20 protein-coding genes and 1 other RNA gene are annotated in these 26,221 nt (G+C 73.8%); 10 read left to right on the plus strand and 11 right to left on the minus strand.

Annotated features, from left to right (window positions below; all coding sequences use genetic code 11):
* Positions 1-22 precede the first annotated feature (22 nt).
* The 5 genes from OG553_RS20930 to OG553_RS20950 form a co-directional block, all read right to left on the minus strand.
* The gene (locus OG553_RS20930) at positions 23-2,278 is read right to left on the minus strand and encodes a CDP-glycerol glycerophosphotransferase family protein (protein WP_405980450.1); all 2,256 of its coding nucleotides are present in this window, start codon (positions 2,276-2,278) and stop codon (positions 23-25) included.
* A 134-nt stretch (positions 2,279-2,412) separates the two neighbouring features.
* A complete protein-coding gene (locus tag OG553_RS20935; protein ID WP_405980451.1) occupies positions 2,413-3,252 on the minus strand; it encodes a carbohydrate ABC transporter permease in 840 nt (279 codons plus the stop codon).
* Positions 3,249-4,580, minus strand: coding sequence for a carbohydrate ABC transporter permease (locus tag OG553_RS20940; protein ID WP_405980452.1), 1,332 nt, complete (start codon positions 4,578-4,580; stop codon positions 3,249-3,251). Before OG553_RS20940 ends, OG553_RS20935 begins: the two co-directional genes overlap by 4 nt.
* Positions 4,581-4,584: 4 nt before the next feature.
* Positions 4,585-5,970, minus strand: coding sequence for an ABC transporter substrate-binding protein (locus OG553_RS20945; RefSeq protein ID WP_405980453.1), 1,386 nt, complete (start codon positions 5,968-5,970; stop codon positions 4,585-4,587).
* A gap of 104 nt (positions 5,971-6,074) precedes the next feature.
* Positions 6,075-9,245: an FtsK/SpoIIIE domain-containing protein gene (locus tag OG553_RS20950; protein WP_405980454.1), complete on the minus strand. Its 3,171-nt coding sequence runs from the start codon at positions 9,243-9,245 to the stop codon at positions 6,075-6,077.
* 449 nt (positions 9,246-9,694) lie between these two features.
* On the opposite strand from OG553_RS20950, the gene OG553_RS20955 reads away from it, so the two are divergent.
* Positions 9,695-11,491, plus strand: coding sequence for a protein kinase domain-containing protein (locus OG553_RS20955; RefSeq protein WP_405980455.1), 1,797 nt, complete (start codon positions 9,695-9,697; stop codon positions 11,489-11,491).
* Between the two features lie 204 nt (positions 11,492-11,695).
* A complete protein-coding gene (locus OG553_RS20960; RefSeq protein WP_405980456.1) occupies positions 11,696-12,961 on the plus strand; it encodes a serine/threonine-protein kinase in 1,266 nt (421 codons plus the stop codon).
* 54 nt (positions 12,962-13,015) lie between these two features.
* On the opposite strand, the gene OG553_RS20965 is transcribed toward OG553_RS20960, so the two are convergent.
* Positions 13,016-14,059 (minus strand): isopenicillin N synthase family dioxygenase, encoded by a 1,044-nt coding sequence (locus OG553_RS20965; RefSeq protein ID WP_405980457.1) that lies wholly within the window; start codon positions 14,057-14,059, stop codon positions 13,016-13,018.
* A 315-nt stretch (positions 14,060-14,374) separates the two neighbouring features.
* Here OG553_RS20965 and prfB point away from each other — a divergent pair, with 315 nt between their 5' ends.
* Positions 14,375-15,487 carry a peptide chain release factor 2 gene (gene prfB / locus OG553_RS20970; RefSeq protein ID WP_405980458.1) on the plus strand — a complete coding sequence of 371 codons (1,113 nt, stop codon included), beginning with the start codon at positions 14,375-14,377 and terminating at the stop codon, positions 15,485-15,487.
* A gap of 128 nt (positions 15,488-15,615) precedes the next feature.
* On the opposite strand, the gene OG553_RS20975 is transcribed toward prfB, so the two are convergent.
* Positions 15,616-15,804, minus strand: a complete 189-nt coding sequence (locus OG553_RS20975; protein WP_007264415.1) for a hypothetical protein — start codon at positions 15,802-15,804, stop codon at positions 15,616-15,618.
* Between the two features lie 228 nt (positions 15,805-16,032).
* Between OG553_RS20975 and ftsE the strand changes: the two genes are divergently transcribed.
* The 5 genes from ftsE to ssrA all read left to right on the plus strand — a co-directional run bounded on the left by ftsE (position 16,033) and on the right by ssrA (position 19,959).
* Positions 16,033-16,722: a cell division ATP-binding protein FtsE gene (gene ftsE / locus OG553_RS20980; RefSeq protein ID WP_007264414.1), complete on the plus strand. Its 690-nt coding sequence runs from the start codon at positions 16,033-16,035 to the stop codon at positions 16,720-16,722.
* 17 nt (positions 16,723-16,739) lie between these two features.
* Positions 16,740-17,723, plus strand: a complete 984-nt coding sequence (ftsX, locus tag OG553_RS20985; RefSeq protein WP_405980459.1) for a permease-like cell division protein FtsX — start codon at positions 16,740-16,742, stop codon at positions 17,721-17,723.
* 67 nt (positions 17,724-17,790) lie between these two features.
* The gene (locus tag OG553_RS20990; RefSeq protein ID WP_405980460.1) at positions 17,791-18,981 is read left to right on the plus strand and encodes a S41 family peptidase; all 1,191 of its coding nucleotides are present in this window, start codon (positions 17,791-17,793) and stop codon (positions 18,979-18,981) included.
* 18 nt (positions 18,982-18,999) lie between these two features.
* Entirely contained in the window at positions 19,000-19,485 is a 486-nt protein-coding gene (gene smpB / locus OG553_RS20995; RefSeq protein WP_405980461.1) for an SsrA-binding protein SmpB, read from the plus strand.
* A gap of 85 nt (positions 19,486-19,570) precedes the next feature.
* Positions 19,571-19,959: a transfer-messenger RNA gene (gene ssrA / locus OG553_RS21000) on the plus strand.
* A 60-nt stretch (positions 19,960-20,019) separates the two neighbouring features.
* Here ssrA and OG553_RS21005 read toward each other — a convergent pair.
* From OG553_RS21005 to OG553_RS21020, 4 genes are all read right to left on the minus strand, one after another.
* Complete coding sequence (locus OG553_RS21005; protein WP_405980462.1) at positions 20,020-20,283, minus strand: Txe/YoeB family addiction module toxin; 264 nt, start codon at positions 20,281-20,283, stop codon at positions 20,020-20,022.
* Positions 20,280-20,552 carry a type II toxin-antitoxin system Phd/YefM family antitoxin gene (locus OG553_RS21010; protein WP_405980463.1) on the minus strand — a complete coding sequence of 91 codons (273 nt, stop codon included), beginning with the start codon at positions 20,550-20,552 and terminating at the stop codon, positions 20,280-20,282. Before OG553_RS21010 ends, OG553_RS21005 begins: the two co-directional genes overlap by 4 nt.
* A gap of 126 nt (positions 20,553-20,678) precedes the next feature.
* Positions 20,679-22,067: an SH3 domain-containing protein gene (locus OG553_RS21015; RefSeq protein WP_405980464.1), complete on the minus strand. Its 1,389-nt coding sequence runs from the start codon at positions 22,065-22,067 to the stop codon at positions 20,679-20,681.
* A gap of 93 nt (positions 22,068-22,160) precedes the next feature.
* A complete protein-coding gene (locus tag OG553_RS21020; protein WP_405980465.1) occupies positions 22,161-23,531 on the minus strand; it encodes an MFS transporter in 1,371 nt (456 codons plus the stop codon).
* Between the two features lie 84 nt (positions 23,532-23,615).
* On the opposite strand from OG553_RS21020, the gene OG553_RS21025 reads away from it, so the two are divergent.
* The gene (locus tag OG553_RS21025; protein ID WP_405980466.1) at positions 23,616-24,584 is read left to right on the plus strand and encodes a LysR family transcriptional regulator; all 969 of its coding nucleotides are present in this window, start codon (positions 23,616-23,618) and stop codon (positions 24,582-24,584) included.
* Between the two features lie 105 nt (positions 24,585-24,689).
* Positions 24,690-26,069, plus strand: a complete 1,380-nt coding sequence (locus OG553_RS21030; RefSeq protein WP_405980467.1) for a nitrate/nitrite transporter — start codon at positions 24,690-24,692, stop codon at positions 26,067-26,069.
* Positions 26,070-26,221 lie beyond the last annotated feature (152 nt).

Here is a 26,221-nt window from a genome sequence, read left to right on the forward strand (position 1 = left end):
CACCGGCGGAACCCCTGCGGCCCTACGGCCAGAGGCCGGCCGTGAGGGGGGTCAGGTCCGGGGCCGAGGCCGGAGGGGCGGGGCGGCGGTCCTCCAGGGGGGTGACCGCCGGGACGGGGGCGGACTGGCCCAGGAAGACGCGGCGGACCACCCGCTCGGCCGCGTGGCCGTCGTCGTACGAGCAGAAGCGCGAGCGGAACGCGGCGCGCAGCTGGGCCGAGCGGGAGCCCTGCCAGTGGCCGGTGGCGAAGATGTCCACCAGCTCGTCCTCCGTGCGGGCGATCGCGCCCGGGGGACAGGAGCGCAGGTCGAAGTAGGTGCCGCGGGCGGCCTCGTACGCCTCCCAGTCGTCCGCGTGGATCACGATCGGCCGGTCCAGGGACGCGTAGTCGAACATCAGCGACGAGTAGTCCGTGACCAGCGCGTCCGAGGCGAGGCACAGCTCCTCCACCGACGGGTGGGCGGAGACGTCCAGCAGCCGCGGGTGCGGGTCGCGGGCGGACTCGGTGCCCGCGTACGTCAGGTGCGTGCGGGTCAGGACCGTGAAGCGCGGGCCCAGGTCCCGCAGGACCCGCTCGAAGTCCAGGTGCTCGGGCCGGCTGCGCCGGTAGTCGCGGTGGGTCGGGGCGTACAGGATCGCGGTCGTCCCCGGGGCGATGCCCAGCCGCTCGCGCAGCGCCAGCACCTCCTCCTGGCCGGCCCGGTGGAAGGGGTCGTTGCGGGGGTAGCCGTACTCCAGGGTGGTGTAGGAGGCGGGCACGGCCCGCTCCCACACCAGGGTGGAGTGACGGTTGGAGGAGAGCAGGTAGTCCCACTGGTCGGCGCCGCGCAGCAGCCCCTCGAAGTCCGTGGTCGGGGTGGCCGCCGGACGGTCCTGGAGGTCGAGGCCGACCCGCTTGAGCGGAGTGCCGTGCTGCGTCTGGAGCAGGACCTGGCCGGGCCGCTTGACCAGCGCGCGGTCGAAGTTGACGTTCGTCGTCAGGTACCCGGCGCGGGCCAGGGCGCTCCAGTACGCGGCCGAGCCCGGCCGCAGCGCGGTGGTCTCGGGCGGCAGGGTGGCCGCGTGCCGGGGGTCGCAGATCCACGCCGTCCGCATCCGCGGGGCCAGCTCGCGCAGCTTCGCCTCGATCGCCGCCGGGTTGCAGGCGTAGCCGCCGTGCCAGTACGCGGAGAACACCGCCAGCTCGGGCCGCAGCGGGAGCAGCCGCTGGACCCGGTAGTGCAGCCGCAGGGCGCTCTCGCGCAGCCCCCGCCACAGCGCCGCCCCGGCGCGGCCCGCGGCCAGGGCGCCCGCGCGGACGGCCGAGGCCAGCCCGTACGCCCGCCGGGCGCCGAGCCGCATCAGGGTGTGCCGGAGCCGGTCGGTGCGGGACAGCGACAGCGGCAGGGACCCGGGGCCGCCCGGGACGCGGTGGCGGCGCAGCAGCGCCGAGGCCCGGGCGAAGAACTCGGCGCGGGCGGCGCGCGGGAGGCGGCGCGGGTCCGCGTACAGGGCGCAGAAGTGCTCGGCCATCCGCCGGTGCACCGCCGGGCGCCAGCGGTCCAGCTCGGGGCGGGCGGCGAGCTGGCCGAAGACCCGGTCGTACTGGTCGAACACGTCGAGGTGGCGCCGGCTGGTGGTGGTCAGGATCGAGCCGGTCCGGCGCTGGCGGTAGTGCACGCACACCCGGTCGAGGACGGCCACGGACTCGGCGGCCAGCAGCGCCGGGTAGGTCCAGGGGGTGTCCTCGTAGAAGCCGGGCGGGAACTCCAGCCCCTCGCGCTCCACGTACTCGCGGCGGTACGCCTTGTTCCACACCACCATCAGCATGCCCAGCAGGGCCGGGCGGTCCGCGAGCCGGAAGCTGGCCGGGCCCTCCTCGGACAGCCGGTGCGCGAGCCGGTTGCGGACGGTCTCGCCGGTCCAGAAGGTGCGCGCGTAGTCGTAGACCAGGACGTCGGGCGAGCCGGTGGCCTTCAGCCGGTCGGTGATCGCCTGGAGGGCGCCGGGGGCGAGGGTGTCGTCGCCGTCGAGGAAGAGCAGGTAGTCGCCGGTGGCCCGGGCCAGACCCGCGTTGCGGGCCGGGCCCAGACCCAGGTTGTGCGCCAGGTGCACCGCGGTGACCCGGGGGTCGCGGGCCGCGCACTCGTCGATGATCGAACCGCAGGCGTCCGGGGAGGCGTCGTCGACCACGATCAGTTCCAGATCCGGGTACGACTGGGACAGGACCGAGTCCAGGCTCTCCTGGAGGTACGCCTGAACCTTGTACGCGGGCACGATGACGCTGAACCGGGGCACGGCACATCCAGGGGTCGGCGCGGGCATATTGCCCAGGAACCGCGCGCGCGGCGATCGGGTTACGCAGCGTGTGGCATTCGGGTTACACAGCGTCAACACCCCATGTCGGACCCCGCTGCCGCGCCGGCCGTGGGTTACTTCACGGCGCCGGCCATCACCCCCGTCGTGAACTGCCGCTGGAACGCGAAGAAGACCAGCAGCGGCACCACCATCGACAGGAACGCCCCGGGCGCCAGCACGTCGATGTTGTTCCCGAACTGCCGCACCTGCTGCTGGAGCGCCACCGTCACCGGCGGGTGCGCCGAGTCGGCGAAGACCAGCGCCACCAGCATGTCGTTCCACACCCACAGGAACTGGAAGATGCCGAGCGAGGCGATCGCCGGACCGCCCAGCGGCAGCACCACCCGCGCGAACAGCCGCAGTTCGCCGGCCCCGTCGAGCCGGGCCGCCTCCAGCAGCTCGCGCGGGATCTCCGCGAAGAAGTTCCGCAGCAGGAACACCGCGAACGGCAGCCCGAACGCGGTGTGGAACAGCACCACACCCGCCGTGGTCTCGAACAGGCCGATGGACCCGAAGAGTTCCGACACAGGGATCAGCGCCACCTGCACGGGGACCACCAGCAGCCCCACCACGACCAGGAACAGCCAGTCCCGGCCCGGGAACTCCAGCCACGCGAAGGCGTATCCGGCGAACGAGCCGAAGACGAGGACGAGCAGCGTCGCCGGGACGGCGATCGCCACCGTGCTCAGCAGCGATCCGGTGATCGTGCCGTTCTCCAGCAGACGCGCGTAGTTGGACGCGGTCAGCCGCGAGGGCTCCGTCAGCACCTGCCACCAGCCGCCGCGGTTCAGGTCGTCGGGGGAGAGGAGGGAGGACACCAGCAGCCCGAGCGTGGGCAGCAGCCAGAACAGCCCCGCCAGGACCAGGAAGGCGCGCAGCAGCACGCTCCCCGCCAGTCGTCGCACGACGCTCATCGGGAGGCCTCCTTACGCATCCGGCGGATGTTCAGCAGCATCACCGGCACCACCAGCACCAGCAGCAGCACCGCGATGGCGCTGCCGAGGCCCGGATCGGCGTCCGTACCGAAGGAGGTCCGGTACAGCTGGAGCGCGAGCACGTTCGCGTCGTCCTGCACCGCGCCCGGCGCGATCACGAAGACCAGGTCGAAGACCTTCATCACGTTGATGACCAGCGTCACCAGGACCACCACCAGCACCGGCGCCAGCAGCGGCACCGTGATCCGGCGGAACACCTGCCACTCCCCGGCCCCGTCCACCCGCGCCGCCTCCAGCAGCTCGCGCGGCACCGCCGCCAGCCCCGCCCCGATCAGCACCATCGAGAACCCGGCCCACATCCACACGTACGCCCCGATCACCGCCGGGGTCACCAGCACCGGGCCGAGCCACTCCACCCCCGCGTACGCCGCCCGGAAGTTCGACTCCGGGAGCCGCAGCCGGGCCCCGTCGGCCGCCGCGGGCAGCGTGAACGTGCCGTCGGGGCCGGCCGTAGCCGACGCCACCACCCGGCCGTCCTTCACCGCCTCCACCCGCATCCCGGACAGCCCCGACTCCGCCGGATCGACCACGTTCGCCAGCCCGCCCCCGCCCCGGGTGAAGTCCTGCCAGACGGTGCCCGTCACCTTCCCCGGCACCGGAGCGGCGCGGCCCGCCGTACGGGTCCCCCCGGGCAGGGCCTCCGGAGCCACCCCGACCAGCGGCAGCAGCACCGGCTCGCCCGCCCGCACCGTGCCCCGCGTCATCAGCGCGCCGCCGGCCGCGGGCTCCAGCGGGGAGTCCCGGCCCGGCCGGGCCCCGGGGAACGCGGAGGACTCCGCGAAGGTGTCGTGCACCCCCACCCACACCGCGTTCGCCACGCCCCGCTGCGGGTCGTGGTCGTAGACGAGACGGAAGATGATGCCCGCCGCCAGCATCGAGATCGCCATCGGCATGAACACCACCAGCTTGAACGCCGTACCCCAGCGCACCCGCTCCGTCAGCACCGCGAACACCAGCCCCAGCGCGGTCGCCGCGGCCGGGGCGAACACCACCCACACCGCCGTGTTCCGCAGCGCCGTACGGATCACCGGGTCGGCCAGGATCCGCCGGTAGTTGCCCGCCCCGACGAAGGCGTCGCCGGAGCGGTCGAAGAGGCTGCGGTAGAGGGAGTAGCCGATGGGCTGCACCACGAGCGCGCCCAGCAGCACCAGGGCGGGCAGCAGGAACGCCGCCGCGACCAGCCGCCGGCGGGACACGTCCTTGCGGTGGGCGCGGGGCCGGGCCCCGGCCTTGGCCGTCGCCGCCACGGCGTCAGTTCCCGTACGCCTTGGCCGCTTCCGCCTCCAGCCTCTGCTGGGTCCCCGCCACGTCCGACGGGTTCGCCAGGAAGTCCTGGAGCGCCTTCCACTCACCGGCGCCCGGCGTCCCGCCGAAGGCCGCCGGAGCCTGGTCCGACATGTCGAAGCGGAAGTCGTCGCCCGCCGCGATCAGCGCCTTCGCGATGCCCCGCTGGATGTCGTTCGGGTACGCGGCGAAGTCCACCGCCTTGTTCGGCGACACGAAGCCGCCCTCCCGGGCCTGGATCGCCGCCGCGTCCGCCGACGCCAGGAACGTCAGCAGCGCCTGCGCCGCCCTGCCCGGCTTCAGCGCCACCGCCACGTCGCCGCCCGACACCACCGGCGCCTTCTCGCCGACCGCCGGGAACGGGAAGACCAGCGCGTCCTCGCCCACCTTCGCCTTGGTCTGCGCGATGTTCACGGCCACGAAGTCGCCCTCGAAGACCATCGCCGCCGCCGGCCGGTCCCCGCCCGTGAAGGTCTGCGTCACCGACTTCGGGAACTCCGTCGCCAGCGCCCCGCCCGGACCGCCCGCCAGGAAGTCCTTGCGGGCGAACAGCTGCGCCAGGGTGTTCAGCGCCGCCTTGACGCTGTCGTCCGTCCACTTGATCTCGTGCCGGGCCAGCCGGTCGTACTGCTCCGGGCCCGCCTGCGAGAGGTAGACGTTCTCGAACCAGTCCGTGAGCGTCCAGCCGTCCGCGCCCGCCACCGACACCGGCGGCGTCCCGGACGCGGAGAGCGTGTCGGCGACCGAGAGGAAGTCCTTCCAGTTCGCCGGGGGCTTCACGCCCGCCGCGTCGAAGGCCTTCGCGTTGTACCAGACCAGCGACTTGTTGGCCGCCTTGTAGTAGACGCCGTACTGGGTGCCGTCCACCGCGCCCAGCTTCCGCCAGCCCGGCGAGTAGTTCTTCTCCAGCTGCGTCCGGGCCTCCGGGCCCGCCGGCTGCGCCCACTTGTTCCGCACCGCCGCCGTCAGCGCCCCGACCTGGGGGAGCAGCGCCACGTCCGGCGGCTGACCGCCCGCGATCTTGGTGCCGAGGAAGGTGACGATGGGGTCCTGCGCCGGGACGAAGGTGACGCTCGCGCCCGTACGCTTCTCGAACTCCTTCAGCACCTTTGTGAAGTTCGCCTGCTCGGGCCCCGTCCAGACCGCGGCGACCTCCAGCTTCTCGCCGGGCAGCTTCGGTAATTCGACGGTCTGCGCGTCCTGCTTCCCGGACGGGGTCGACCCGCCCGTGCCGCCGCCGTCACCGCCCCCGCCGCCGCATGCGGTGAGCGCGAGCGCGCCCGCCGCGGCCAGGGCCGTCCAGGCCCTCGCCGCCGTACGTTTCGTGTGGCCGGTTCCGTGCTCCGTCCGCATGGTTTCGCCCCCGATGCCGTCGTGCCCGTGGTGTGCCGCGTGCCACAAGGTCTACGCCGACCCGCGCACCCCCGCAATAGCGCGCGCCGGGGATCCGGGGCGGGTCAGGGGGCCTGCGGGAACAGCACGGGTATCGCCGAGACCAGGTGGGAGGCCCGGTCGAGGGCGCTGGCCAGCAGCGCGAGGTCGGTCGGCCCGTTGCCCAGCTCGCGCACCGGGCGGCGGGCCGGCGGGTCGCCCATCCGCTCCCACTCCACCGGCACCACGGTCGGCCTCAGGGTCGCCGTGCGCGGGATCCGGCCGGTGACCCGGCCCGCCTGGAACGGCACCGCGCGGCCGTCGGCGTACAGCAGCCGCCCCCGGCCCGGACCCGGCTGGTCCGGCGCGTCCAGCTCCACCCGCAGCGTCGCCAGCCGGGCCGGCTCGGTCTCGGCGGTCCGCTCCGGGCGGCCGCTGGCCACCACCAGGTGCACGCCCAGCCGGGTGCCCTCGCGGGCGACCCCCTCCAGGATCCGCACCACCGAACCGGCGGCCGGCCGGCCCGGACTGCCCAGCGCCGGGGCCACCAGGGCGTCGAAGTCGTCGACCAGCACCACCAGCCGGGGCAGCGGGGTCGGCCCGGCGGCCGGCTCCGTGCGGGTGGCGGCGGCGCGCAGCCGCAGGGTGCCGGTGCGCGGGGAGTCGAGGTCCCCGCTCAGCTCGCCCGGGGCCGGCCGGCGGGGCGAGACCATCCGGTCGGACAGCTCGCGGCGGGCGTGCCACTCGGTGAAGGGGACGCCGTCCAGCAGCTCGTGGCGGCGCTTGAGCTCGGCCGCGAGGGCCTGCGCGAACTCGCGCATGCGCAGCGGGTCGGAGGCCACGAGGTGGGCCGACACGTGCGGGAGTTCCGTGCACGGGAGGAGGCCGTCGCCGCGTTCGCCGCCGGCGCCGTCGAGGAGGAGCAGGCCGAGCCGGTCGGGGCGGGCCGCGGCGGCCAGGGAGGCGGCGATGGAGCGCAGCAGCTCCGTCCGGCCGCTCCCGGCGGGACCCTCCACGAGCAGGTGCGGGCCGTCGTGGACCAGTTCGGCGCCGACCGGCCCGCGCCGTCCGGAGCCGAGGACCACCTCGGCGAGGCCGCCGACGCCCTGGCCCTGGTCGGTGGCCTCCGCCCAGCGGGCCATCAGGGAGGCCGGGGTGGCACGGGCCAGCCCCAGTTCGTCCAGCAGCCGGGACGCCGCCGGGAGGGTGGCCGCGGCCGGGCGGGACGCGGCGCCGCCGGGCTGGGCGCCGTCCGCGCGCAGCGGGGCCAGGGCCCGGGCGAACCGCTCCGCCCAGGCCTCGGAGACGCCGTCGGCGATGGCCGTGCGGCCGGCGGTGACCGGACGGCCGCCGCTGACGGCGAAGCTCCGTACGGCCGTGGCCACGTCGCCGCTGAGCAGGGCGATCCGGCCGCAGTCGCGGAACGCCGGGCTGGCGGCGCAGGCCGACTCGTACGTCGTGGCGACCGGGGAGGCGGCGGTGGCGGCCGGGGTCTCGGCGAGGACGAGGAAGTGGATGCCGGCCGCCGCCCCGTGCGAGGCGAGGCGTCCGGTGAGGTCGCGCAGGGCCGAGGTGTCCGGGTCGCCGTCCAGGACCACGAGCGTGCGCGGGCCCTCGTACGCGGCGGCGGCCTGCCGCAGCGCCACCGGGTCGGCGGCCGCCCAGTTGGTGCCGAGCGGGCCGTCCTCCAGCCGCCGGACCAGTTCGGCGGTGCGGGCGGCGGCCTGGTCGCGGTCGTAGGCGAGCAGCAGCCGGCAGTCCTGGCCGTGCGCGGGCCGGACGTGCGGCAGCCAGCCGAGCCAGCCCCAGTCGCGGCGCCGCTCCGCCACGGGCCGGGCGCGGTCGGCGGCCAGCAGGACGATCTCCAGCCGGGCCGGCGCGTGCAGCCCCGCGAGCTGGGCGACCACCGAGCGGGCCACGCCGGCGAGCCGGGCCCGGGGGCCGGCGATGCCGAGCGATCCGCATTCGGGGAACGAGACGCGGCTGCCCGCGCCGAGGCCCGCCTCCAGGAACCGGGGGTGCCCGGCCCCGCGCGACCACAGCCGTCCGGTGGGCCCGAGCGCGGCCAGCAGCAGCGCCGCGGGGTCGTCCCGGTCGGGTGCGGCCTGTGCGGGCGCCTCGGGCCCGGCCGGCTGGTCGGGGGCGTCCTCGTCGCCGCGCACCCACTTGCGGGCCCACGCGCCGATCCCGCCGCGGCGGCGGGGCGCCTTGGCTCCGCCGTCCGAGGGGTCGCCGGGGTGCTCCCCGGCCGCGCCCAGGGGCGCCGACCCGGAGGCGTACCCCGGGGCGGAGCTCCCGGTCCGGGAAGGTGCGGGCAAAGGCCGCTTCAGGCCGGTGCCGCCTTCGGCCCCCGGGGCCGCGCCCGGCGCCCAGGGCGCGCCCGGGGAAGCGGGGTGGCCGGGGCCGGTGGCGCCGTCGGGCGTGCCCGGGCCGGTTGCCGTCCCGGGGGCGCCCGGGCGCGGGTGCGTTCCGCCGGTACCGGTACCGGTACCGGTACCGGCCCCCGGGGCCGCGCCCGGCGTGCCGGGGTGGCCGGAGCGGGCGGCGTCGCCGGGGCCGGTGTCCCCGGCCGCGCGGGTTCCCGTACCCGCGCCGGAGGCGTCCGGCAGGCCGAGGTGGCCCTCCAGGTCCGGGACCACCGCCAGCTGCCGTTCGCCGCCGGCCGGGGCGAGCCGGAGGGTGGACTCGCCGATCCGCAGCAGCGCGCCCGGCGCCAGCGGGACGGACGCGGCGCCGACTTCGGCGCCGTCCAGGGTGGTGCCGTTCGTCGAGCCGAGGTCGGCGACCGTGACCCGGCCGTCGGCCAGTACGGTCACCGCGCAGTGCAGCCGGGACACGTCGGGGTCGTCGAGCGGTACGTCGGCGTCCGCCGAGCGCCCGATCCGTACCGACCCGGCGTGCAGCAGGTGGACCCCGCCCGCGTCGGGCCCGGCCACCACGTGCAGCTGCGGGGTGCCCGGGCCGTCCGGGGCGGGGACGGCGGCGGTGTCCGGTCCGGGGACGTGCAGGTGCAGCACCGCGCCGTCCACCAGGGGCGGTTCGCCGAGGACGGCGCGCTGCGGGTCGAGGCGGCGCGAGCCGGCGTACAGGACGGTCGTGCCACCGGTGTCGGGGCCGCCCGCGGCCGAGGCGAGTCCGGAGGCCACCGCGGCCAGCGCGGTGCCGGCGGGCGCGGTGACGAGCACGTCACAGCCGGCGGGTGCGGTGGCGGCCTGGTGGCCGCTGCGCGACCCGAGGACGGTCAGCCGGATCTGCATCGCCGTCAGCGGTCCCTTCTGCGCGGAGCGCAGTGCGCGGTGCGTGCGTGCGCCCGGCTGGGGGACGGCGGCAGCTGCCCGTCCGATCTACCCCCCGCCCGGCACGGACGCCTCGTCCGTTCAGGTCTGCCGGAAGGCAGGGCTCCCGTCCCGGCCGTTCCGTACGGGTGCATCCTCGCACCTGTCGCCCGCAACACGCCCGGCACCCGCCAATAAATGATCTTGGATTCGGGTGGCGCGGTTCACCCACCGGTACGAATGTGGCCACCCCGTCGGGGGAAAGCCGGGGAAATGAGCCCCCGGCATACCCCGCAAAACTCACCCTTCGCACATATGTACGGCAACCAACCTCCGTCGACCCGCGTCTTCCACGGGGACACCCCCTAGAGTTGGGCCGGAAACCCACTCGGCGGAATCAGCCGGAAAGACGACAGCAGGGAGCGCGAGACGTGCGGCCAGTCGGCAGCAAGTACCTGCTCGAGGAGCCGCTCGGACGCGGCGCCACGGGCACCGTCTGGCGCGCCCGCCAGCGGGAGACCGCCGGCGCGGAGGCCGCCGTCGCCGGCCAGCCCGGCGAGACCGTGGCCATCAAGGTCCTCAAGGAGGAGCTGGCCCAGGACGCCGACATCGTCATGCGCTTCCTGCGCGAACGCTCGGTCCTGCTGCGCCTGACGCACCCCAACATCGTGCGCACCCGCGACCTCGTCGTCGAGGGCGACCTGCTCGCCCTGGTCATGGACCTCGTCGACGGCCCGGACCTGCACAAGTACATCCGGCAGAACGGCCCCTTCAGCCCGGTCGCCGCGAGCCTGCTGACCGCCCAGATCGCGGACGCGCTCGCCGCCAGCCACGCCGACGGCGTGGTCCACCGCGACCTGAAGCCCGCCAACGTGCTGCTCGACGAGAGCAACGGCCAGATGAAGCCGATGCTCACCGACTTCGGCATCGCGCGCCTGGCCGACTCCCCGGGCCTCACCCGCACCCACGAGTTCGTCGGCACCCCCGCCTACGTGGCTCCCGAGTCCGCCGAGGGGCGCCCGCAGACCTCCGCCGTCGACATCTACGGCGCCGGCATCCTCCTCTACGAGCTGGTCACCGGCCGCCCGCCGTTCGCCGGCGGCACCGCGCTCGAAGTCCTCCACCGCCACCTCAGCGAGGAGCCGCAGCGGCCCCCCACCGTGCCCGAGGCACTGTGGATCGTCATCGAGCACTGCCTGCGCAAGGAGCCCGACGAGCGCCCCAGCGCCGAGAGCCTGGCCCGCGGGCTGCGCGTGGTCGCCTCCGGCATCCGCGTGCACTCCTCGCCCGACGAGGTCGAGGCCGCCCTCGGCGTCGCCGCCCTGCTCGCGCCCGACCCCTCGCCCGCCCCGGTCCCCGGCGCCCCGGTGGCCCCCGGCTCCGCCGCCACCGCGCAGGCCGAGGCGTACGACCCGGACGCGTACGACCCGAACGCCATGACGAGCGTGCTCCCGCCGGTCGGCGGCGCCGACTCCACCACCGTGCTGCCGGCCGCCACCGGAGCCCCCGGCGGCGCGCCCGACCCGACCTCCGTCATGCCCCCGGTGCAGCAGCCCGACGCCCCGCACCCGTGGCAGTCGCAGATGCGGGCCGTCCGCGACCGCAACGAGCAGACGCAGATGCACTACCTCGACCCCGCCGAGGACCCGCTGCGCCGCCGCCCCCAGCGCCCCGCCCCGCAGATGCCGCCGCCCCCGCAGCAGCCGCCGCGGCAGCAGCCGCCCCGCCAGCAGCACCAAGCCCCGCCGCCGCAGCAGTACCAGCCGCAGCAGCAGTACCAGCAACCGCAGTACCAGCAGCAGCCCCCGCCGCAGCAGTACGCGCAGCAGCCCCAGCACCACTACCAGCCCCAGCAGTACCAGCAGCCGCCCCAGCAGCCGCAGTACCGCCAACCCCAGCCGCCGCCCCAGCAGCAGCAGCCCCAGCCGCCTCCGGTGCGACAGCAGCCGCAGCAGCCGCCGCGCGAGCCCCGGCCGCCCCGCGAGCCGCGCCGCCGCAGCGCCAACCCGGTGCGGATCCCGGGCCTGGGCTGCCTCAAGGGCTGCCTGGTGCTGATCCTGCTGCTCTTCGTGGGCGGCTGGCTGATCTGGGAGCTCACCCCGCTCCAGGAGTGGATCGGCACCGGCAAGGGCTGGTGGGACCAGGTCTGGAGCTGGGGCACCGACGTCGTCGACTTCGTCACCTCCATCGGCGACAGCGCCGGCGGAAGCAGCGGCAGCGGCTCCTGAGCCCCGAGGACGCCGGCCGGAGGACCCTCCCGAGGCTCCTCCGGCCGGCCCTCAGGAGCCTCCCGTAGCGCCGACCTTGTGGATTTGTCGACATCCAGGACGTGATTTCGCCCGCAGAAGTGAAGGTCGCCGCGATCCGGCGACCCCAACCCCCATTCGGCCGCGTAGTTTTGGTCCGTTACGCCAGCCGCTGAGGGAGCAGTCGTGGCACGGAAGATCGGCAGCCGGTACACCGCCCACCAGATCCTGGGGCGCGGCAGCGCGGGCACGGTGTGGCTCGGCGAAGGCCCTGACGGCCCCGTCGCCGTCAAACTCCTGCGCGAGGACCTCGCCTCCGACCAGGAACTGGTCGGACGCTTCGTCCAGGAACGCAGCGCGCTCCTCGGACTGGAGCACCCGCACGTCGTCTCCGTACGCGACCTCGTCGTCGACGGCAACGACCTCGCCCTCGTCATGGACCTCGTACGCGGCACGGACCTGCGCACGCGCCTCGACCGCGAGCGCCGGCTCGCCCCCGAGGCGGCCGTGGCCATCGTCGCGGACGTCGCCGACGCGCTCGCCGCCGCCCACGCGGCCGGAGTCGTCCACCGCGACGTCAAGCCGGAGAACGTCCTGCTCGACATGCAGGGACCCCTCGGTCCCGGCGGCGCGCACCCCGCGCTGCTCACCGACTTCGGAGTCGCCAAGCTCATCGACTCCGGCCGCCGGGCCCCCGCCGGCCGCGGCTCCGCCCCCACCACCCGGATCATCGGGACCCCCGACTACCTGGCCCCGGAGATAGTGGAGGGCCTGCCGCCGAGGGCGGCCGTCGACATATACGCCCTGGCCACGGTGCTGTACGAGCTGCTGGCCGGCTTCACCCCCTTCGGCGGCGGCCACCCGGGCGCGGTGCTGCGCCGGCACGTCACCGAGACCGTGGTCCCGCTGCCGGGCATCCCCGACGAGCTGTGGCAGCTGATGGTCCAGTGCCTGGCCAAGGCCCCCGCCTCGCGGCTGCGCGCCTCGGAGCTGTCGGTCCGGCTGCGGGACCTGCTGCCGCTGCTGGCCGGGATGCCGCCGCTCGACGTGGACGAGCCGGACGACGCCGAGCCGGAACCCGAGCCCGAGCGGGAGCCCGACACCGCCGCCGACCCGGTGCGCAGGCGGGGCGTGGTCCCGCTGGTGCCCGGCTCCGCCACCGACTCCAACCGGGACACCCACACCTCCATGCGGGTGCCGGGCCCGGACGAGCTGGCGGGCGGGGCCCTGGGCACCGCCCGCGTCCCCCGCCCGGCCGGCGGGCACCGGCCCGGCTCGGCCCGGCACCGCGCCGAGGCCGTGCGCAAGCGGCGCCTGGTGCTCTCCGCGTCGGCGCTGGCACTGGTGGCGGCGGTGGGACTGGGCAGCTGGATCGCCGTCTCCGGCGACGACCCTGCACCCCCGCAGCGCGACGGCAAGGGCCGGCACTCGGCCCCGTCCCAGCCCAGGTAGGACGCTCCGTCCGGAGCGCCCGGGCGACGCCCCGCCCGGCGCGCCCGGGCCGGACTACACCGCGGTGAGGTCCGGGTGCCAGCGGCGGGCGACCTCCGGGTGGGCCCGGACCCAGCCCTTGAGCTCGTTGCGGCCGTACTCGGCGTGCAGCGGGTTCGACGCGTCGTGCGCCACGCCCGGCGCCGAGCGCAGGTACTCCCCGGGGACGGTCTCCACGACCGCGTCCAGCCGGGGGTTGTAGAAGAACGGCACCGAGAACCGCTCCACCGCCCCCGGAGGGCTGACCACCCGGTGGTCGGTGGCGCGCAGGTACCCCTCGGTGGCGATCTCCAGCAGCTCGCCCAGGTTCACCACGAACGCGCCCGGCCGTGGCTCGATGTCGACGTAGCCGCCGTCCCGGACGACCTGGAGGCCGCCCACCGAGTCCTGGAGCAGCAGCGTCAGGAAGCCGTAGTCCTTGTGCGCGCCGACTCCCTGGTCGGCGCCCGACGGGGCGGACCCGGGGTAGCGGATCAGCTTCGTGTGCAGGTGGGGGCGGTCCGCGAAGGCCGCGTCGAAGAAGTCCGGGGGAGCGCCGATCGAGGCCAGCAGCTCCCGCAGCAGCCGGTGGGCCACCCCGGCCAGGCGCTCCTGCCAGCCCAGGACCGCCTCCTCCAGTTCCGGCAGCGCCGCCGGCCACTGGTTGGGGCCCTCCAGCCACAGGTACGCGGGGTCCTCCGGCCCCAGTACCGGCGCCGGCCGCTCCGCGCCCACGTCCAGCTGGTCCCGCCAGTCGGAGGCCCCGCCGGTCAGCTCGTGGCCGATGCGGGTGTAGCCGCGGAAGTGCGGGGAGTTCAGATTGCTCACGGACAGCCGGTCGGCCTCCGGGAGCGCGAAGAAGGCCCTGGTCAGCTCCAGGATGCGGGCGGTTTCCGCCTCGGTTATGCCGTGTCCGGTCAGGTACAGGAAGCCGGTGTCCCGGGCCGCTGCGTGCAGCTGCTTCAGGAAGTCGGGGCGCTCGGCGGGGTCGTCGGCCCGCGAGAGGTCGATGACGGCGAGGGCGGGCGCGGACGCGGCGGAGGGGGCGGCGGGAGAGGAAGAGGGGTGCGCGGACGGCATGACGGCTCCGTTTCGGATGTCACAGGGTCCTGTGCCCCAGAGATGGCGGGGCGTGCGGGTGGAGCGGTCCGCCGGCAGGGATGGCGCCGGGACCGCGTTGCCGCGTGCAGGACCGAAGTCGGATCGGGGTTGATCAGGCTTGTGCTTGGTCCGGCGGCAGACAGCTCGTCGTGGTGACACGCATGTGGTCCACATGGCGGCGCTTCACGAGTAGAACGGTCATACGAGGAGCGTACGCCCGTATCGACGCTCCTCTGTACGGTCCGATCCGGCCTGCCCGGACAGTGCCGTCCGAGGACCGGCTAGGCTTGACCCGTGGCAGTCGTCGATGTTTCCGAAGAGCTGAAGTCCCTCTCCTCGACCATGGGGTCGATCGAGGCCGTCCTGGACCTCGACAAGCTGAGGGCAGATATCGCCGTGCTCGAGGAGCAGGCCGCCGCGCCGTCCCTGTGGGACGACCCGGACGCCGCCCAGAAGATCACGAGCAAGCTTTCGCACCTCCAGGCCGAGGTCCGCAAGACCGAGACCCTGCGCGGCCGCATCGACGACCTCGCGGTGCTGTTCGAGCTCGCCCAGGAGATGGACGACGCGGACACCCTCGCCGAGGCCGAGGCCGAGCTGACCTCCGTGCGCAAGGCGCTGGACGAGATGGAGGTCCGGACCCTGCTCTCCGGCGAGTACGCCGAGCGCGAGGCCCTGGTCAACATCCGCGCCGAGGCCGGCGGCGTCGACGCCTCCGACTTCGCCGAGCGCCTCCAGCGCATGTACCTGCGCTGGGCCGAGCGCCACGGCTACCCGACGGAGATCTACGAGACCTCGTACGCGGAAGAGGCCGGCATCAAGTCGACCACCTTCGTCGTCAAGGCCCCGTACGCATACGGCACCCTCTCCGTCGAGCAGGGCACCCACCGCCTCGTGCGGATCTCCCCCTTCGACAACCAGGGCCGCCGCCAGACCTCCTTCGCGGGCGTCGAGGTGCTGCCGGTCGTCGAGACCAGCGACCACGTCGAGATCGACGAGTCCGAGCTGCGCGTCGACGTGTACCGCGCCTCCGGCCCCGGCGGCCAGGGCGTCAACACGACCGACTCGGCCGTGCGCATCACGCACATCCCGACCGGCATCGTCGTCTCCTGCCAGAACGAGCGCTCGCAGATCCAGAACAAGGCCAGCGCGATGAACGTGCTCCAGGCCAAGCTGCTGGAGCGGCGCCGCCAGGAGGAGCAGGCCAAGATGGACGCCCTCAAGGACGGCGGCAGCTCCTGGGGCAACCAGATGCGCTCCTACGTCCTGCACCCGTACCAGATGGTCAAGGACCTGCGGACGGAGTTCGAGGTCGGCAACCCGCAGGCGGTCCTCGACGGCGAGATCGACGGCTTCCTGGAGGCCGGCATCCGCTGGCGCAAGCAGCAGGAGCAGACCACCGCGTAACGCGCGAGCGCGGTGAACACGTCAGTACGAGGAAGGGCCCGGACACCAGGTGGTGTCCGGGCCCTTCCCCATTACGTGTGATCCACGCGGTCACACGGTGATGCCCGTTGATCGGGACGCGACGCGGCCTACGCGGTCCGTGCCACCAGCGCCAGCGCGGCCACCAGCACCACCAGAAGCGCGATGAGCGTCGCCGGGTTCAGCCCGGCGAAGGGGCCCTCCTGCTGGAGGCGCTCCCGGTTCGCCCGGCACACCGGGCAGCGGCCCTGGCTGACGGGTGCGGCGCAGTTCGCGCACACGAGCCGGTCATATGTCATGCGCTCCTCCTCTCGTCCCCTCGACATGGACAACGGTGCGGGGACGCGGTCCGTTCCCCCTACCACTGTGCCAGCTCCGCCGACATTCGGCGCGGCCCGTCCGGGCAATCACGATCCGGCTCCGCCGGCACCCGGGGATATATCGGGCAACTGCGGTTGCCGGGTCCCCACCCGGCGTCCGGTCGCGTATGGTCACGGTCACCTACTCCCGGCGACCGTGGTGCTCCCGTGATCCGATTCGACAACGTCTCCAAGTCCTACCCGAAGCAGAACCGGCCCGCACTCAGAGATGTCTCCCTCGACATCGCCAAGGGCGAGTTCGTCTTCCTGGTCGGCTCCTCCGGCTCCGGCAAGTCCACCTTCCTGCGGCTCGTCCTGCGCGAGGAACGGGCCACCCACGGCCAGGTGCACGTCCTCGGCAAGGACCTCGCGAAGCTCTCCAACTGGAAGGTCCCGCACATGCGGCGCCAGCTGGGGACCGTCTTCCAGGACTTCCGCCTGCTGCCCAACAAGACGGTCGCCGAGAACGTCGCCTTCGCCCAGGAGGTCATCGGCAAACCGCGCGGCGAGATCCGCAAGGCCGTACCGCAGGTCCTGGAGCTGGTCGGCCTCGGGGGCAAGGAGGGGCGGATGCCGGGCGAGCTGTCCGGCGGCGAGCAGCAGCGCGTCGCCATCGCCCGCGCCTTCGTCAACCGGCCCGCCCTGCTGATCGCCGACGAGCCGACCGGCAACCTCGACCCGCAGACCTCCGTCGGCATCATGAAGCTCCTGGACCGGATCAACCGGACCGGTACCACCGTCATCATGGCCACGCACGACCAGCAGATCGTGGACCAGATGCGCAAGCGCGTCATCGAACTCGAACAGGGCCGGCTCGTGCGCGACCAGTCGCGCGGCGTCTACGGCTACCAGCACTGAAAGGCCCCTGAGACGTCATGCGCGCCCAGTTCGTCATGTCGGAGATCGGCGTCGGCCTCCGCCGCAATCTCACCATGACCTTCGCGGTCATCATCTCCGTGGCCCTGTCCCTCGCCCTGTTCGGCGGCTCCCTCCTCATGCGCGACCAGGTCAGCGCCATGAAGGGGTACTGGTACGACAAGGTCAACGTCACCGTCTACCTCTGCACGAAGAACGACGCCCTGGACGCGGCCGGCGCCGCCGCCACCGGCGCGGCGGCCGGGGCGCCGGCCGCCGGGGCCGCCACGGGCAGCGGCCGGCCCTGCTCCAAGGGGGCGGTCACCCCCGAGCAGAAACAGGGCATCGAGTCCGAGCTGAAGAAGATGGACCTCGTCCAGACCGTCATGTACGAGTCCTCGGACGAGGCCTACAAGCACTACAAGGAGCGCTTCGGCCACACCGCCCTGGCCTCCGTCGTCACCCCCGACCAGATGCCCGACTCCTTCCGGGTCAAGCTGAAGAACCCGGAGAAGTACGAGGTCATCACCTCCGCCTTCGCCGGGCGCGACGGCGTCCAGTCGGTCGCCGACCAGTCCACCGAGCTCGACAACCTCTTCGCCCTGCTCGGCACCCTCAACTGGGCCGCCCTCGGCATCATGCTCGTCATGCTGATCGTGGCCCTGCTCCTGATCGTCAACACGGTGCGCGTCTCGGCGTTCAGCCGTCGGCGGGAGACCGGCATCATGCGGCTCGTGGGCGCCTCCGGGTTCTACATCCAGGTGCCGTTCATCATGGAGGCGGCCGTGGCCGGCCTCATCGGCGCCGTCTTCGCCTGCGGGATGCTCGGCACCGGCCAGTACTTCGTGATCGACCACGGCATCGGGCTCCGCGACAAGCTCCAGCTGATCAACTTCATCGGCTGGGACGCGGTCCTCGCCAAGCTGCCGCTGGTGCTGGTCATCGGCCTGCTGATGCCCTCCCTGGCGGCGTTCGTCGCGCTGCGCAAGTACCTGAAGGTATGACGAGCGCCTCCTGTGCTCTGTGGTCAACCGGGCTTGCCGCGGCGGGGCTTGTCCTAGACTCGGCGGCATGCCGGGTCTGCCCGCCTTCCGCCTCCGGCCCCGCGACCTGCGTCGCGGGGCCGTTCTGACGCTGGTCTTCGCGGTCTGCGTGGGCACCGCCGCGGCCACCGGATGCTGGGCCCCGCACGAGGCGGACGAGCCGCACACCTCCTTCCTCGCGGGCGTCGGCGAACCGGACCCGCCCCCCGCGACCGGCCCCGGCACCGCGGACCGGGAGGCCGTCGCGCGGGCCGCCGCCGAGGCCGTCGCCGAGGGGAAGTCGGGCAAGAAGGCCGCCCAGGAGGTCGTCAGCCGCAGCGGCGACCGCTGGGGCACCGTCTACGACCGCGGCGAGTACGCCGCCTTCGCCGAGGAACTCGACGGCCGCTGGACCGGCGTCGGGCTCTGGGCCGGGCACCGCCAGGGCGGCCGGATCGAGGTCGACCGGGTCCAGCCCGACAGCCCCGCCGACCGGGCCGGGCTGCGCGCCGGGGACCGGCTGCTGAGCGTGGACGACCGGAGCGTGACCGGGCTGGCCGTCGCCGACGTGGTGGCGCTGCTGCGCGGGGAAGCCGGCACCCCGGTGGTCCTCCGCCTCGGCCGGGACGGCGCGGACCGCACCGTCACCGTCCGGCGCGCGGAGCTGCACACCGAGCCGGTGACCGTACGCCGCCTCGCGGGCGGCATCACCGTGATCAAGGTGTCCTCCTTCACCCGGGGCTCCGGGGAGCGCGTCAGGACGGCCGTCCGCGAGGCGCCGCCCGGCGGCGGGGTGATGCTGGACCTGCGCGGCAACCCGGGCGGGCTGGTCACCGAGGCGGTGGCCGCGGCCTCCGCGTTCCTGGACGGCGGGCTCGTGGCGACGTACGACGTACGCGGCTCCGAGCGCGCCCTGTACGCCGACCCGGGCGGGGACACCGCCCGCCCCCTGGTGGCCCTCGTCGACGGCGGCACCATGAGCGCGGCCGAACTGGTCACCGGCGCCCTCCAGGACCGCGGCCGTGCGGTGACGGTGGGCACCCGCACCTTCGGCAAGGGCTCGGTGCAGATGCCGACCGAGCTTCCGGGCGGCGCGGTGGCGGAGCTGACGGTGGGCACCTACCGCACCCCGGCGGGCCGCAGCCTCGACGGCGGGGGCATCACCCCGGACCTGGCGGCCGGCGACGGGGCGGAGGAGCGGGCGCGCACGGTATTGGGTGGCCTCGGGGTGGGGTCGTAGTGCGAAAATGACCGCACTATGGCTAAGGAAAAAGGGCGCAAGCTGATCGCCCAGAACAAGAAGGCCCGGCACGACTACGCGATCGTCGACACGTACGAGTGCGGGATCGTCCTGACCGGCACCGAGGTCAAGTCCCTGCGCCAGGGCCGGGCCTCGCTGGTGGACGGCTTCGTGTCGGTGGAGGGACGCGAGGTCTGGATGTACAACGTGCACGTGCCGGAGTACAGCCAGGGCACCTGGACCAACCACAGCGCCCGCCGCAAGCGCAAGCTCCTCATGCACCGCGAGGAGATCGACAAGCTGGAGCGCAAGTCGGAGGAGTCGGGCCACACGGTCGTCCCGCTGTCCCTGTACTTCAAGGACGGGCGCGCGAAGGTCGAGATCGCGCTGGCGAAGGGCAAGAAGGAGTACGACAAGCGCCAGACCCTGCGCGAGAAGCAGGACACGCGCGAGACGCAGCGGGCGATCTCGGCGGTCCGGCGCAAGCAGCGGGGCACGGTTTAATCTCCTGGCACGCGGTGGTCCACTTCGCGTACCATGGGGTCCAGCACCGCCCCTCCGGGGTCGGCGCACCTTGAAAAAACAACATGGGGATGATCGGTTTCGACAGCGGCTGTCGATGCAGGGGAAGCGAGCCGAGGAAGCGGCAATGATCTCGCTAACCACATGTCGCAAAAAATAATCGCCAACTCCAAGAGCGATAACTCCCGCTTCACCCTCGCTGCCTAATAACAGTGAGCTGAAGCCTCTGTGAGGAGCGTCAGCCCGGAAGTGGTCCCGGTCCGGATCCTGGCGTCAACTAGGGATCTAAACCTCTAGCCCCGGTCACGGGGGTTGGAGGGAAACCAAACAGTGACTGAGCCCGTCGGAGACTTGTCCGTGTGATCTCCGGGGCCGAGAAAATCGCAGCGGACTGCGCTCGGAGAAGCCCTGCTTCTGCACCGTTGGACGCGGGTTCGATTCCCGCCATCTCCACTCATCCCATGTGGGCGAAGGCCCCGCAGCCTGCTGGCTGCGGGGCCTTCGTCATGCCCGGGGTCAATCGGAGTAGTGGTAGCGGGCCTTGAGGATCTTCACTTCCTTGTCGTCGGCCCGGTAGACGAGCCGGTGCTCGTCGTCGATCCGGCGGGACCAGTAGCCGGACAGGTCCCCCTTGAGGGGTTCGGGCTTCCCGATGCCTTCGAAGGGCGTCCGCTGGACCTCGCCGATCAGGCGGGTGATGCGCTTGGCCATCCTCCGGTCCGCGGCGAGCCAGTAGAGGAAGTCCTCCCAGGCGGCCGGGTCGAAATGGATGCTCCTCACTCCTCACCGGCCAGGGCGTTCAGCTCGTCCATGCTCTTCGCGACGGTGTGCGCGCCCTCCCGGTCGCGGGCGACGGCCTCCATGAGGCGGCGGGCGTTCGCCGGCGAGCGCAGCAGGTAGACGGTCTCCTGCCAGGAGTCGTAGTCCTCGGCCGACATCAGGACGGCGTCGCCGTTCTTGGAGCTGATGCGCACCGGGGTGTGGTCGTTGTTGACGCGCTCGATCAGGGGGAACAGGGTCTTGCGGGCTTCGCTGGCGCTTATGGGCATGGCTGCTCTCCCTTTTCGTACCGGTACCCGAATACGGTACCGCTCTCGTACCGGATTCGGGTACCGGGAGGATGGGGAAGGCCCCGCAGCCTGCCGGCTGCGGGGCCTTCGTCATGCCGGGGTCCGTCAGCAGTACGGGACCTTGTTGAGGTTCAGGGCGTAGCGGGCGGCGATCCAGCCGCGGCCGTCGGCGAGCTTGTACCAGATCGAGTTGTCGCCCACGGTCTGGCCGTTGACCTTGCACTGGAGCGCCACGACCGTGTTGGCCGGGAGCTTGCCGGTCTTGCGGTAGTCCGTGCCGGGGCCGGAGCGGATGCCGAGGCCGTGGCCGGAGGTGACGATGCGGGCCTTCGGGGTGGCCTTGTGGTCGCCCTTGTCGCCCTTTCCGCCCTTGCCGTGGTGGTCGCCCTTGCCGTGGTGGCCGTCGCACTTCTTGCAGTGGCCGGACTTGCCGGGCTCGCCCTTCGGGCCCTGGGGTCCGGGCTTGCCCTCGGGGCCCTGCGGGCCGACGGCGCCGTCCTTGCCGGGTCGGCCGTCCTTGCCGGGCCTGCCGTCCTTGCCGGGGCGGCCGTCGGCGCCGGGCCTGCCGTCCTTGCCGGGCTTGCCGTCCCGGCCGTCCTTGCCCTTGGGGCCCTGGGGGCCGGCCGGGCCCTGCGGGCCTCCGGCCGGGCCGGGCTCGCCTTGCGGGCCTTGCGGGCCTTGCGGGCCTTGCGGGCCCTGCGGGCCCCGGGCTCCCGTGTCGCCCTTCACGCCCTGCGGGCCGGCGGGGCCCTGGCGGCCTTCCTTGCCGTCGTGCCCGTTCTTCCCGTCACGGCCGTTGCGGCCGTCCTTGCCCGTGTCGCCCTTGGGTCCCTGGGGGCCGGCCGGGCCCTGCACGCCGTCGCGGCCGTCCCGGCCGTCCTTGCCGGCGTCGCCCTTCTCGCCCTTCTCTCCCCTCTCGCCCTGCGGGCCCGGGCGGCCCGGCTTGCCGTGGTGGCCGGGCTTGCCCTCGTGGCCGTCGTGGCCCGGGCGGCCGTCGTCGCCCTTCGGGCCCGTCACCGGGGTGGCCACCGCGAACAGGGCCGGGGCGTCAGTGCCGTTGGACCACTCGCCGCCGTCCAGCGTCGTGCCCTGCGGGGCCTTCGGGTCCACCTTCAGGGTCACCGCCAGCCGCGTCTGCGTGTTCGCCGGGAAGGCGAAGCCGGTGCGGGTGCCCGCGTCACAGGTCAGCAGGCGCGCGTCCGACGAGCGGGTGCACGAGCCGGCCGCGCGCCGGCCGTTCCAGTAGAAGCGGGCCTCCGGGAAGGTGGTCCGCTCCGGGGCGGTGATCCGGAAGGTGCTGCTGCGCGCCGGGTCCTGGCCGTTCACGGCCGCGATGACGACGCGGCCCGTCTGGCCGGGGGCGATGGAGGGGACGTACGGCTGGGAGAACCGGATCTGGGACGCGTCGGCCAGGGCCGGTACGGCCGGCACCAGGCAGGAAGCGGTGACGGCCGCGACGACGAGGGCCGAGGAGACGGAGCGTGAAGCAGGCAAGGGGAGTTCCTCCGCGAAGGGAAGTGCGCTGGGGGAAAGCACCCCCAGTTATGCGGGATCGCGCGGAGGAGTGGTGCGTACCACGCGGGCGCGTCACTCGCCCGCCGGAACAATACGGATAAATCGGGATGTTGCGGCGGAGAGGGCCAGCGCGAGCAGGGCCGCGGCGGCCGGGAGGGCGTAGGCCGCGGTGGAGCCCAGGCGGTCGACGGCCTGGCCCGCCGTGGCGGAGCCGGCGGCGATGCCGGTCATGATCGCGGTGACGGCCAGGCTCATGCCCTCGTTGAGGCGGCCCGGCGGGGTCGCCCGCTGCACCAGGGCCATCGCGCCCACCATCACCGGCGCCGTGGCCGTACCGGCCAGCAGCAGCGCCAGGGCCAGAGGCGGCAGGGAGCCGGTGGCGGCCGCCGCCCAGGGCAGGGCCATCGCCGCGGCCAGCACCAGCAGGCAGGTCCGCAGGCTCCGCGGCCGCCGGGTGCCGTAGAACAGCCCGGCGGCGCAGGAACCCGCCGCCTGGAGCGCCAGCACCGGGCCCGAGGTGCCGCCGAGGCCCAGGGCGGAGAGGTGGGCGATGGAGGCCACCTCCATCGAGCCGAACACCGCACCGGTGGCCGTCAGCAGGCCCAGCAGCGGGAGCAGGGCGCGCAGCGGCGACGGGCCCGGGGCGGCGGTGGGCACCCCGGTCGCGGGGGGCTCGGTGGCCCGGTGCGCGGTGAAGACCAGCATGCCGGTGAGCAGCAGGGCGGCCCCGGCGAGGGTGCCCGCCTCCGGGAAGGCGGCCGTGCACAGGAAGGCCGCGAGGACCGGGCCGAGCATGAAGCACAGCTCGTCCGCGGCCTGCTCGAAGGACATCGCGGTGTGGTGCTCGGAGCGGGGCAGCAGGTGGGTCCAGCGGGCCCGGGACATGCCGCCGATGTTGGGGGTCGTCGCGGTGGCCGCGTACGAGGCGAAGAGGGTCCACGCGGGGGCCTGCGTACGCACGCACAGGACCAGGGAGAGCGAGCCGAGGACCGCGATCACGGTGGCCGGTACGGCGACCCGGGCCTGCCCGTGGCGGTCGACCAGCCGGGCCGTCCAGGGCGCGACGAGGGCGGTGGCGGCCAGCCCGGTGGCGGTGACCGCGCCGGCCAGGGCGTACGAGCCGCGCTGTCCGGCGATCATCATCACCGCGCTGACCCCGAACATGCCCATGGGCAGCCGGGCCAGCAGGTTCCCGGCGGTGAAACCGCGCGTGCCGGGACGGGCGAAGAGGCGGGCGTACGGGCCGAGGACGCGGCCCGGCGGCGGGGGAGAGGGCCGGCCGGGACGCCGGGCGGCGGACGGTGAGCCGGATGGGGCGGGGGACGGCGCGCGGGACGGTACGGCGGACGGGGCGGGGGACGGTGAGCCGGACGGTACGGCGGACGGCGCGGCCAGGACCAGGGTGCTGCCGGTCACGGCCATGAGAGGGGATTCCTGCGGCATGCCACGAGCCTGCGGCCCGCCCCCGCCGGCGGTCCAACACCTGTTCCGGGGCCATTCACGCGCCCGCGTTGTTAATCTCCGGGGATGACCGCCCGAGACGTCGACCCCCGCCTGCTGCGCGGCTTCCTCGCGGTCGCCGAGGAACTGCACTTCTCCCGCGCCGCCGCCCGCCTCTACGTCGCCCAGCAGGCCCTCAGCCGCGACGTCCGCCGCCTCGAACAGGCCCTCGGCGCCCCGCTGTTCCTGCGCACCACCCGCGCCGTCGAACTCACCGCCGACGGCGAACGGCTGCTGCCCCACGCCCGCGACGTGCTCCGCGCCCACGAGGAACTCGCCACCGCCTTCGCCGGACCGCCCCGCGCCCTCCTCGTCGACATGAACACCGACGGCCCCAGCACCGGCCGCCGGGTCCTGGAACGCGCCCGCGAACTCGCCCCCGGCTGCGAACTGATGGCCCGCTTCGAGAGCGGCCTCACCCACGCCGCCACCGAGATCGCCGCCGGGCGCCTCGACGTCTCCTTCGGGTACGCCGCCGGGCTGGCACCCGCCCTGCGCGCCCGGCTCGACCACCGCCCCGTACGCCACGAACCCCTCGCCGTCCTCCTGCCCGAGGACCACCCCCTCGCCGCCCTGGACCGCGTACCGCTCGCCGCGCTCGCCGGCGAGACCGTGTACGCCGGAGCCGGGAACCCGCGGACCCTGGAGTGGACCGGCCTGGCCCGCGAACTCTTCGCCGGCCGGGACATCGCCGTCGCCCCGCCCGCCCCCGTGGCCATGGGCAAGGAGGAGTTCGTACGGGTCATGGCCAAGACCCGCAACCCCGTCCTGGTGGCCGTCGGCTTCCTGGACATGCCCGGCAGCGTGAAACGCCCCCTCGTCGACCCCGCACCGCTCTCCCCGCTGTCCATGGTCTGGCGCAAGGGCTTCACCCACCCCGGACTCGACGCCCTCCACCGCGCCGCCACCGAACTCCAGAACGCCGGCGGCTGGCTGGAAGTCCCCCCGGACAGCTGGCTCCCGGCAGCGCTCACACCCGGCCCGCGCGGCGGGTGAGTGCAAGGTTTCCCACCGGTCATCCGGCGGGGACCGGGGCCGAAACGCGCCGTTCCTAGCCTCCTCACCACGGAGCACGACAGCTGTGGAGGGTGGAGGCGTGTGATGACCGGTACGACGACCGCACCGCGCAGGGGAGGCCGCTGGATCGAGCGGTGGGATCCCGAGGACGAGACGTTCTGGCGGGAGAGCGGCGAGCGGATCGCCCGCCGCAACCTCCTCTACTCCGTGCTCTCCGAGCACATCGGCTTCTCCATCTGGTCCCTGTGGTCCGTGATGGTGCTCTTCATGGGCCCCCAGTACGGCATCGACCCGGCCGGCAAGTTCTTCCTCATCGGCACCGCCACCTTCGTCGGCGCCCTCGTCCGCGTCCCCTACACCTTCGCCGTCGCCCGCTTCGGCGGCCGCAACTGGACCGTCGTCAGCGCCCTGCTCCTCCTCGCGCCGACGATCGCCGCCCTCGTCGTCATGGAACCCGGAACCTCCTACGGCACCTTCCTCGCCGTGGCCGCGCTCACCGGCGTCGGCGGCGGCAACTTCGCCTCCTCCATGACGAACATCAACGCCTTCTTCCCGCTCCGCAAGAAGGGCTGGGCCCTCGGCCTCAACGCCGGCGGCGGCAACATCGGCGTCCCCGTCGTCCAGCTCGTCGCCCTGCTGGTCATCGGCACCGCCGGAGCCGGACACCCCCGGCTGCTGCTCTGGACCTACCTCCCGCTGATCGTGCTCGCCGCCGCACTGGCCCTCGTACGCATGGACAACCTCGCGCCGGTCCGGAACGACGGCGGCGCCGTCCGCGAGGCCGCCCGGGACGCCCACACCTGGATCATGGCCTTCCTCTACATCGGAACCTTCGGTTCCTTCATCGGCTACAGCTTCGCCTTCGGGCTCGTCCTCCAGACCCAGTTCGGACGCACCCCGCTCCAGGCCGCCTCCCTGACCTTCATCGGCCCGCTCCTCGGCTCCCTCGTCCGGCCCGTCGGCGGAGCGCTCGCCGACCGCTTCGGCGGGGCCCGGATCACCCTCGCCACCTTCGTGGCGATGGCTGCCGCGACCGGAGTGGTCCTGCTGGCCTCCGTACGCGAATCCCTGCCGGTGTTCCTCGTCGGCTTCACCGCGCTGTTCGCCCTCAGCGGGCTCGGCAACGGCTCCACCTACAAGATGATCCCCGGCATCTTCGCCGCCAAGGCCCTCGCCCGCGGCCTCGACGGCGAAGCCGCCGCCGCCCACGGAAGGCGGCTCTCCGGCGCCTCCATGGGACTCATCGGAGCCGTCGGCGCGCTCGGCGGCCTCGCCATCAACCTGGTGTTCCGCTCGGCCTTCCTCGACTCCGGCTCCGGAACGGCCGCCTTCACCACCTTCCTCGGCTTCTACGCGGTGTGCTGCGCCGTCACCTGGGCGGTATACCTTCGCCGGCCCGCCGCCGCCCCGGCCCCCGCCGCCGACGGGCAGGGGGAGAGGAAGCCGCAGCTCACCTCGGTGTGAGGTGTGCGGTGTGAGTGTGCGGTGTGAGGTGTGAGAGGTCACCGGGCTGGTTGCGGGCCGGTTAACTGGCCCGAAATGCGGTGGAACCGAGCCTGACACGACGCGTTGGCAGGCTCGGAACATCCCCGACGCAAACCTTCTGGGCAAGGCAG

Origin of the sequence: Streptomyces sp. NBC_00158 (genome assembly GCF_045160885.1) — a bacterium.
In the GTDB taxonomy this organism is placed as follows: Bacteria; Actinomycetota; Actinomycetes; order Streptomycetales; family Streptomycetaceae; genus Streptomyces.

What these genes read in the sequence shown, in the direction of transcription:
- OG553_RS20935 (WP_405980451.1), bottom strand. Translation starts at nt 3,252, where the DNA reads ATGAGCGTCGTGCGACGACTGGCGGGGAGCGTGCTGCTGCGCGCCTTC.
- OG553_RS20945 (WP_405980453.1), bottom strand. Translation starts at nt 5,970, where the DNA reads ATGCGGACGGAGCACGGAACCGGCCACACGAAACGTACGGCGGCGAGG.
- OG553_RS20950 (WP_405980454.1), bottom strand. Translation starts at nt 9,245, where the DNA reads ATGCAGATCCGGCTGACCGTCCTCGGGTCGCGCAGCGGCCACCAGGCC.
- OG553_RS20965 (WP_405980457.1), bottom strand. Translation starts at nt 14,059, where the DNA reads ATGCCGTCCGCGCACCCCTCTTCCTCTCCCGCCGCCCCCTCCGCCGCG.
- OG553_RS20975 (WP_007264415.1), bottom strand. Translation starts at nt 15,804, where the DNA reads ATGACATATGACCGGCTCGTGTGCGCGAACTGCGCCGCACCCGTCAGC.
- ftsX (WP_405980459.1), top strand. Translation starts at nt 16,740, where the DNA reads ATGCGCGCCCAGTTCGTCATGTCGGAGATCGGCGTCGGCCTCCGCCGC.
- OG553_RS20990 (WP_405980460.1), top strand. Translation starts at nt 17,791, where the DNA reads ATGCCGGGTCTGCCCGCCTTCCGCCTCCGGCCCCGCGACCTGCGTCGC.
- smpB (WP_405980461.1), top strand. Translation starts at nt 19,000, where the DNA reads ATGGCTAAGGAAAAAGGGCGCAAGCTGATCGCCCAGAACAAGAAGGCC.
- OG553_RS21010 (WP_405980463.1), bottom strand. Translation starts at nt 20,552, where the DNA reads ATGCCCATAAGCGCCAGCGAAGCCCGCAAGACCCTGTTCCCCCTGATC.
- OG553_RS21020 (WP_405980465.1), bottom strand. Translation starts at nt 23,531, where the DNA reads ATGCCGCAGGAATCCCCTCTCATGGCCGTGACCGGCAGCACCCTGGTC.
- OG553_RS21025 (WP_405980466.1), top strand. Translation starts at nt 23,616, where the DNA reads ATGACCGCCCGAGACGTCGACCCCCGCCTGCTGCGCGGCTTCCTCGCG.
- OG553_RS21030 (WP_405980467.1), top strand. Translation starts at nt 24,690, where the DNA reads ATGACCGGTACGACGACCGCACCGCGCAGGGGAGGCCGCTGGATCGAG.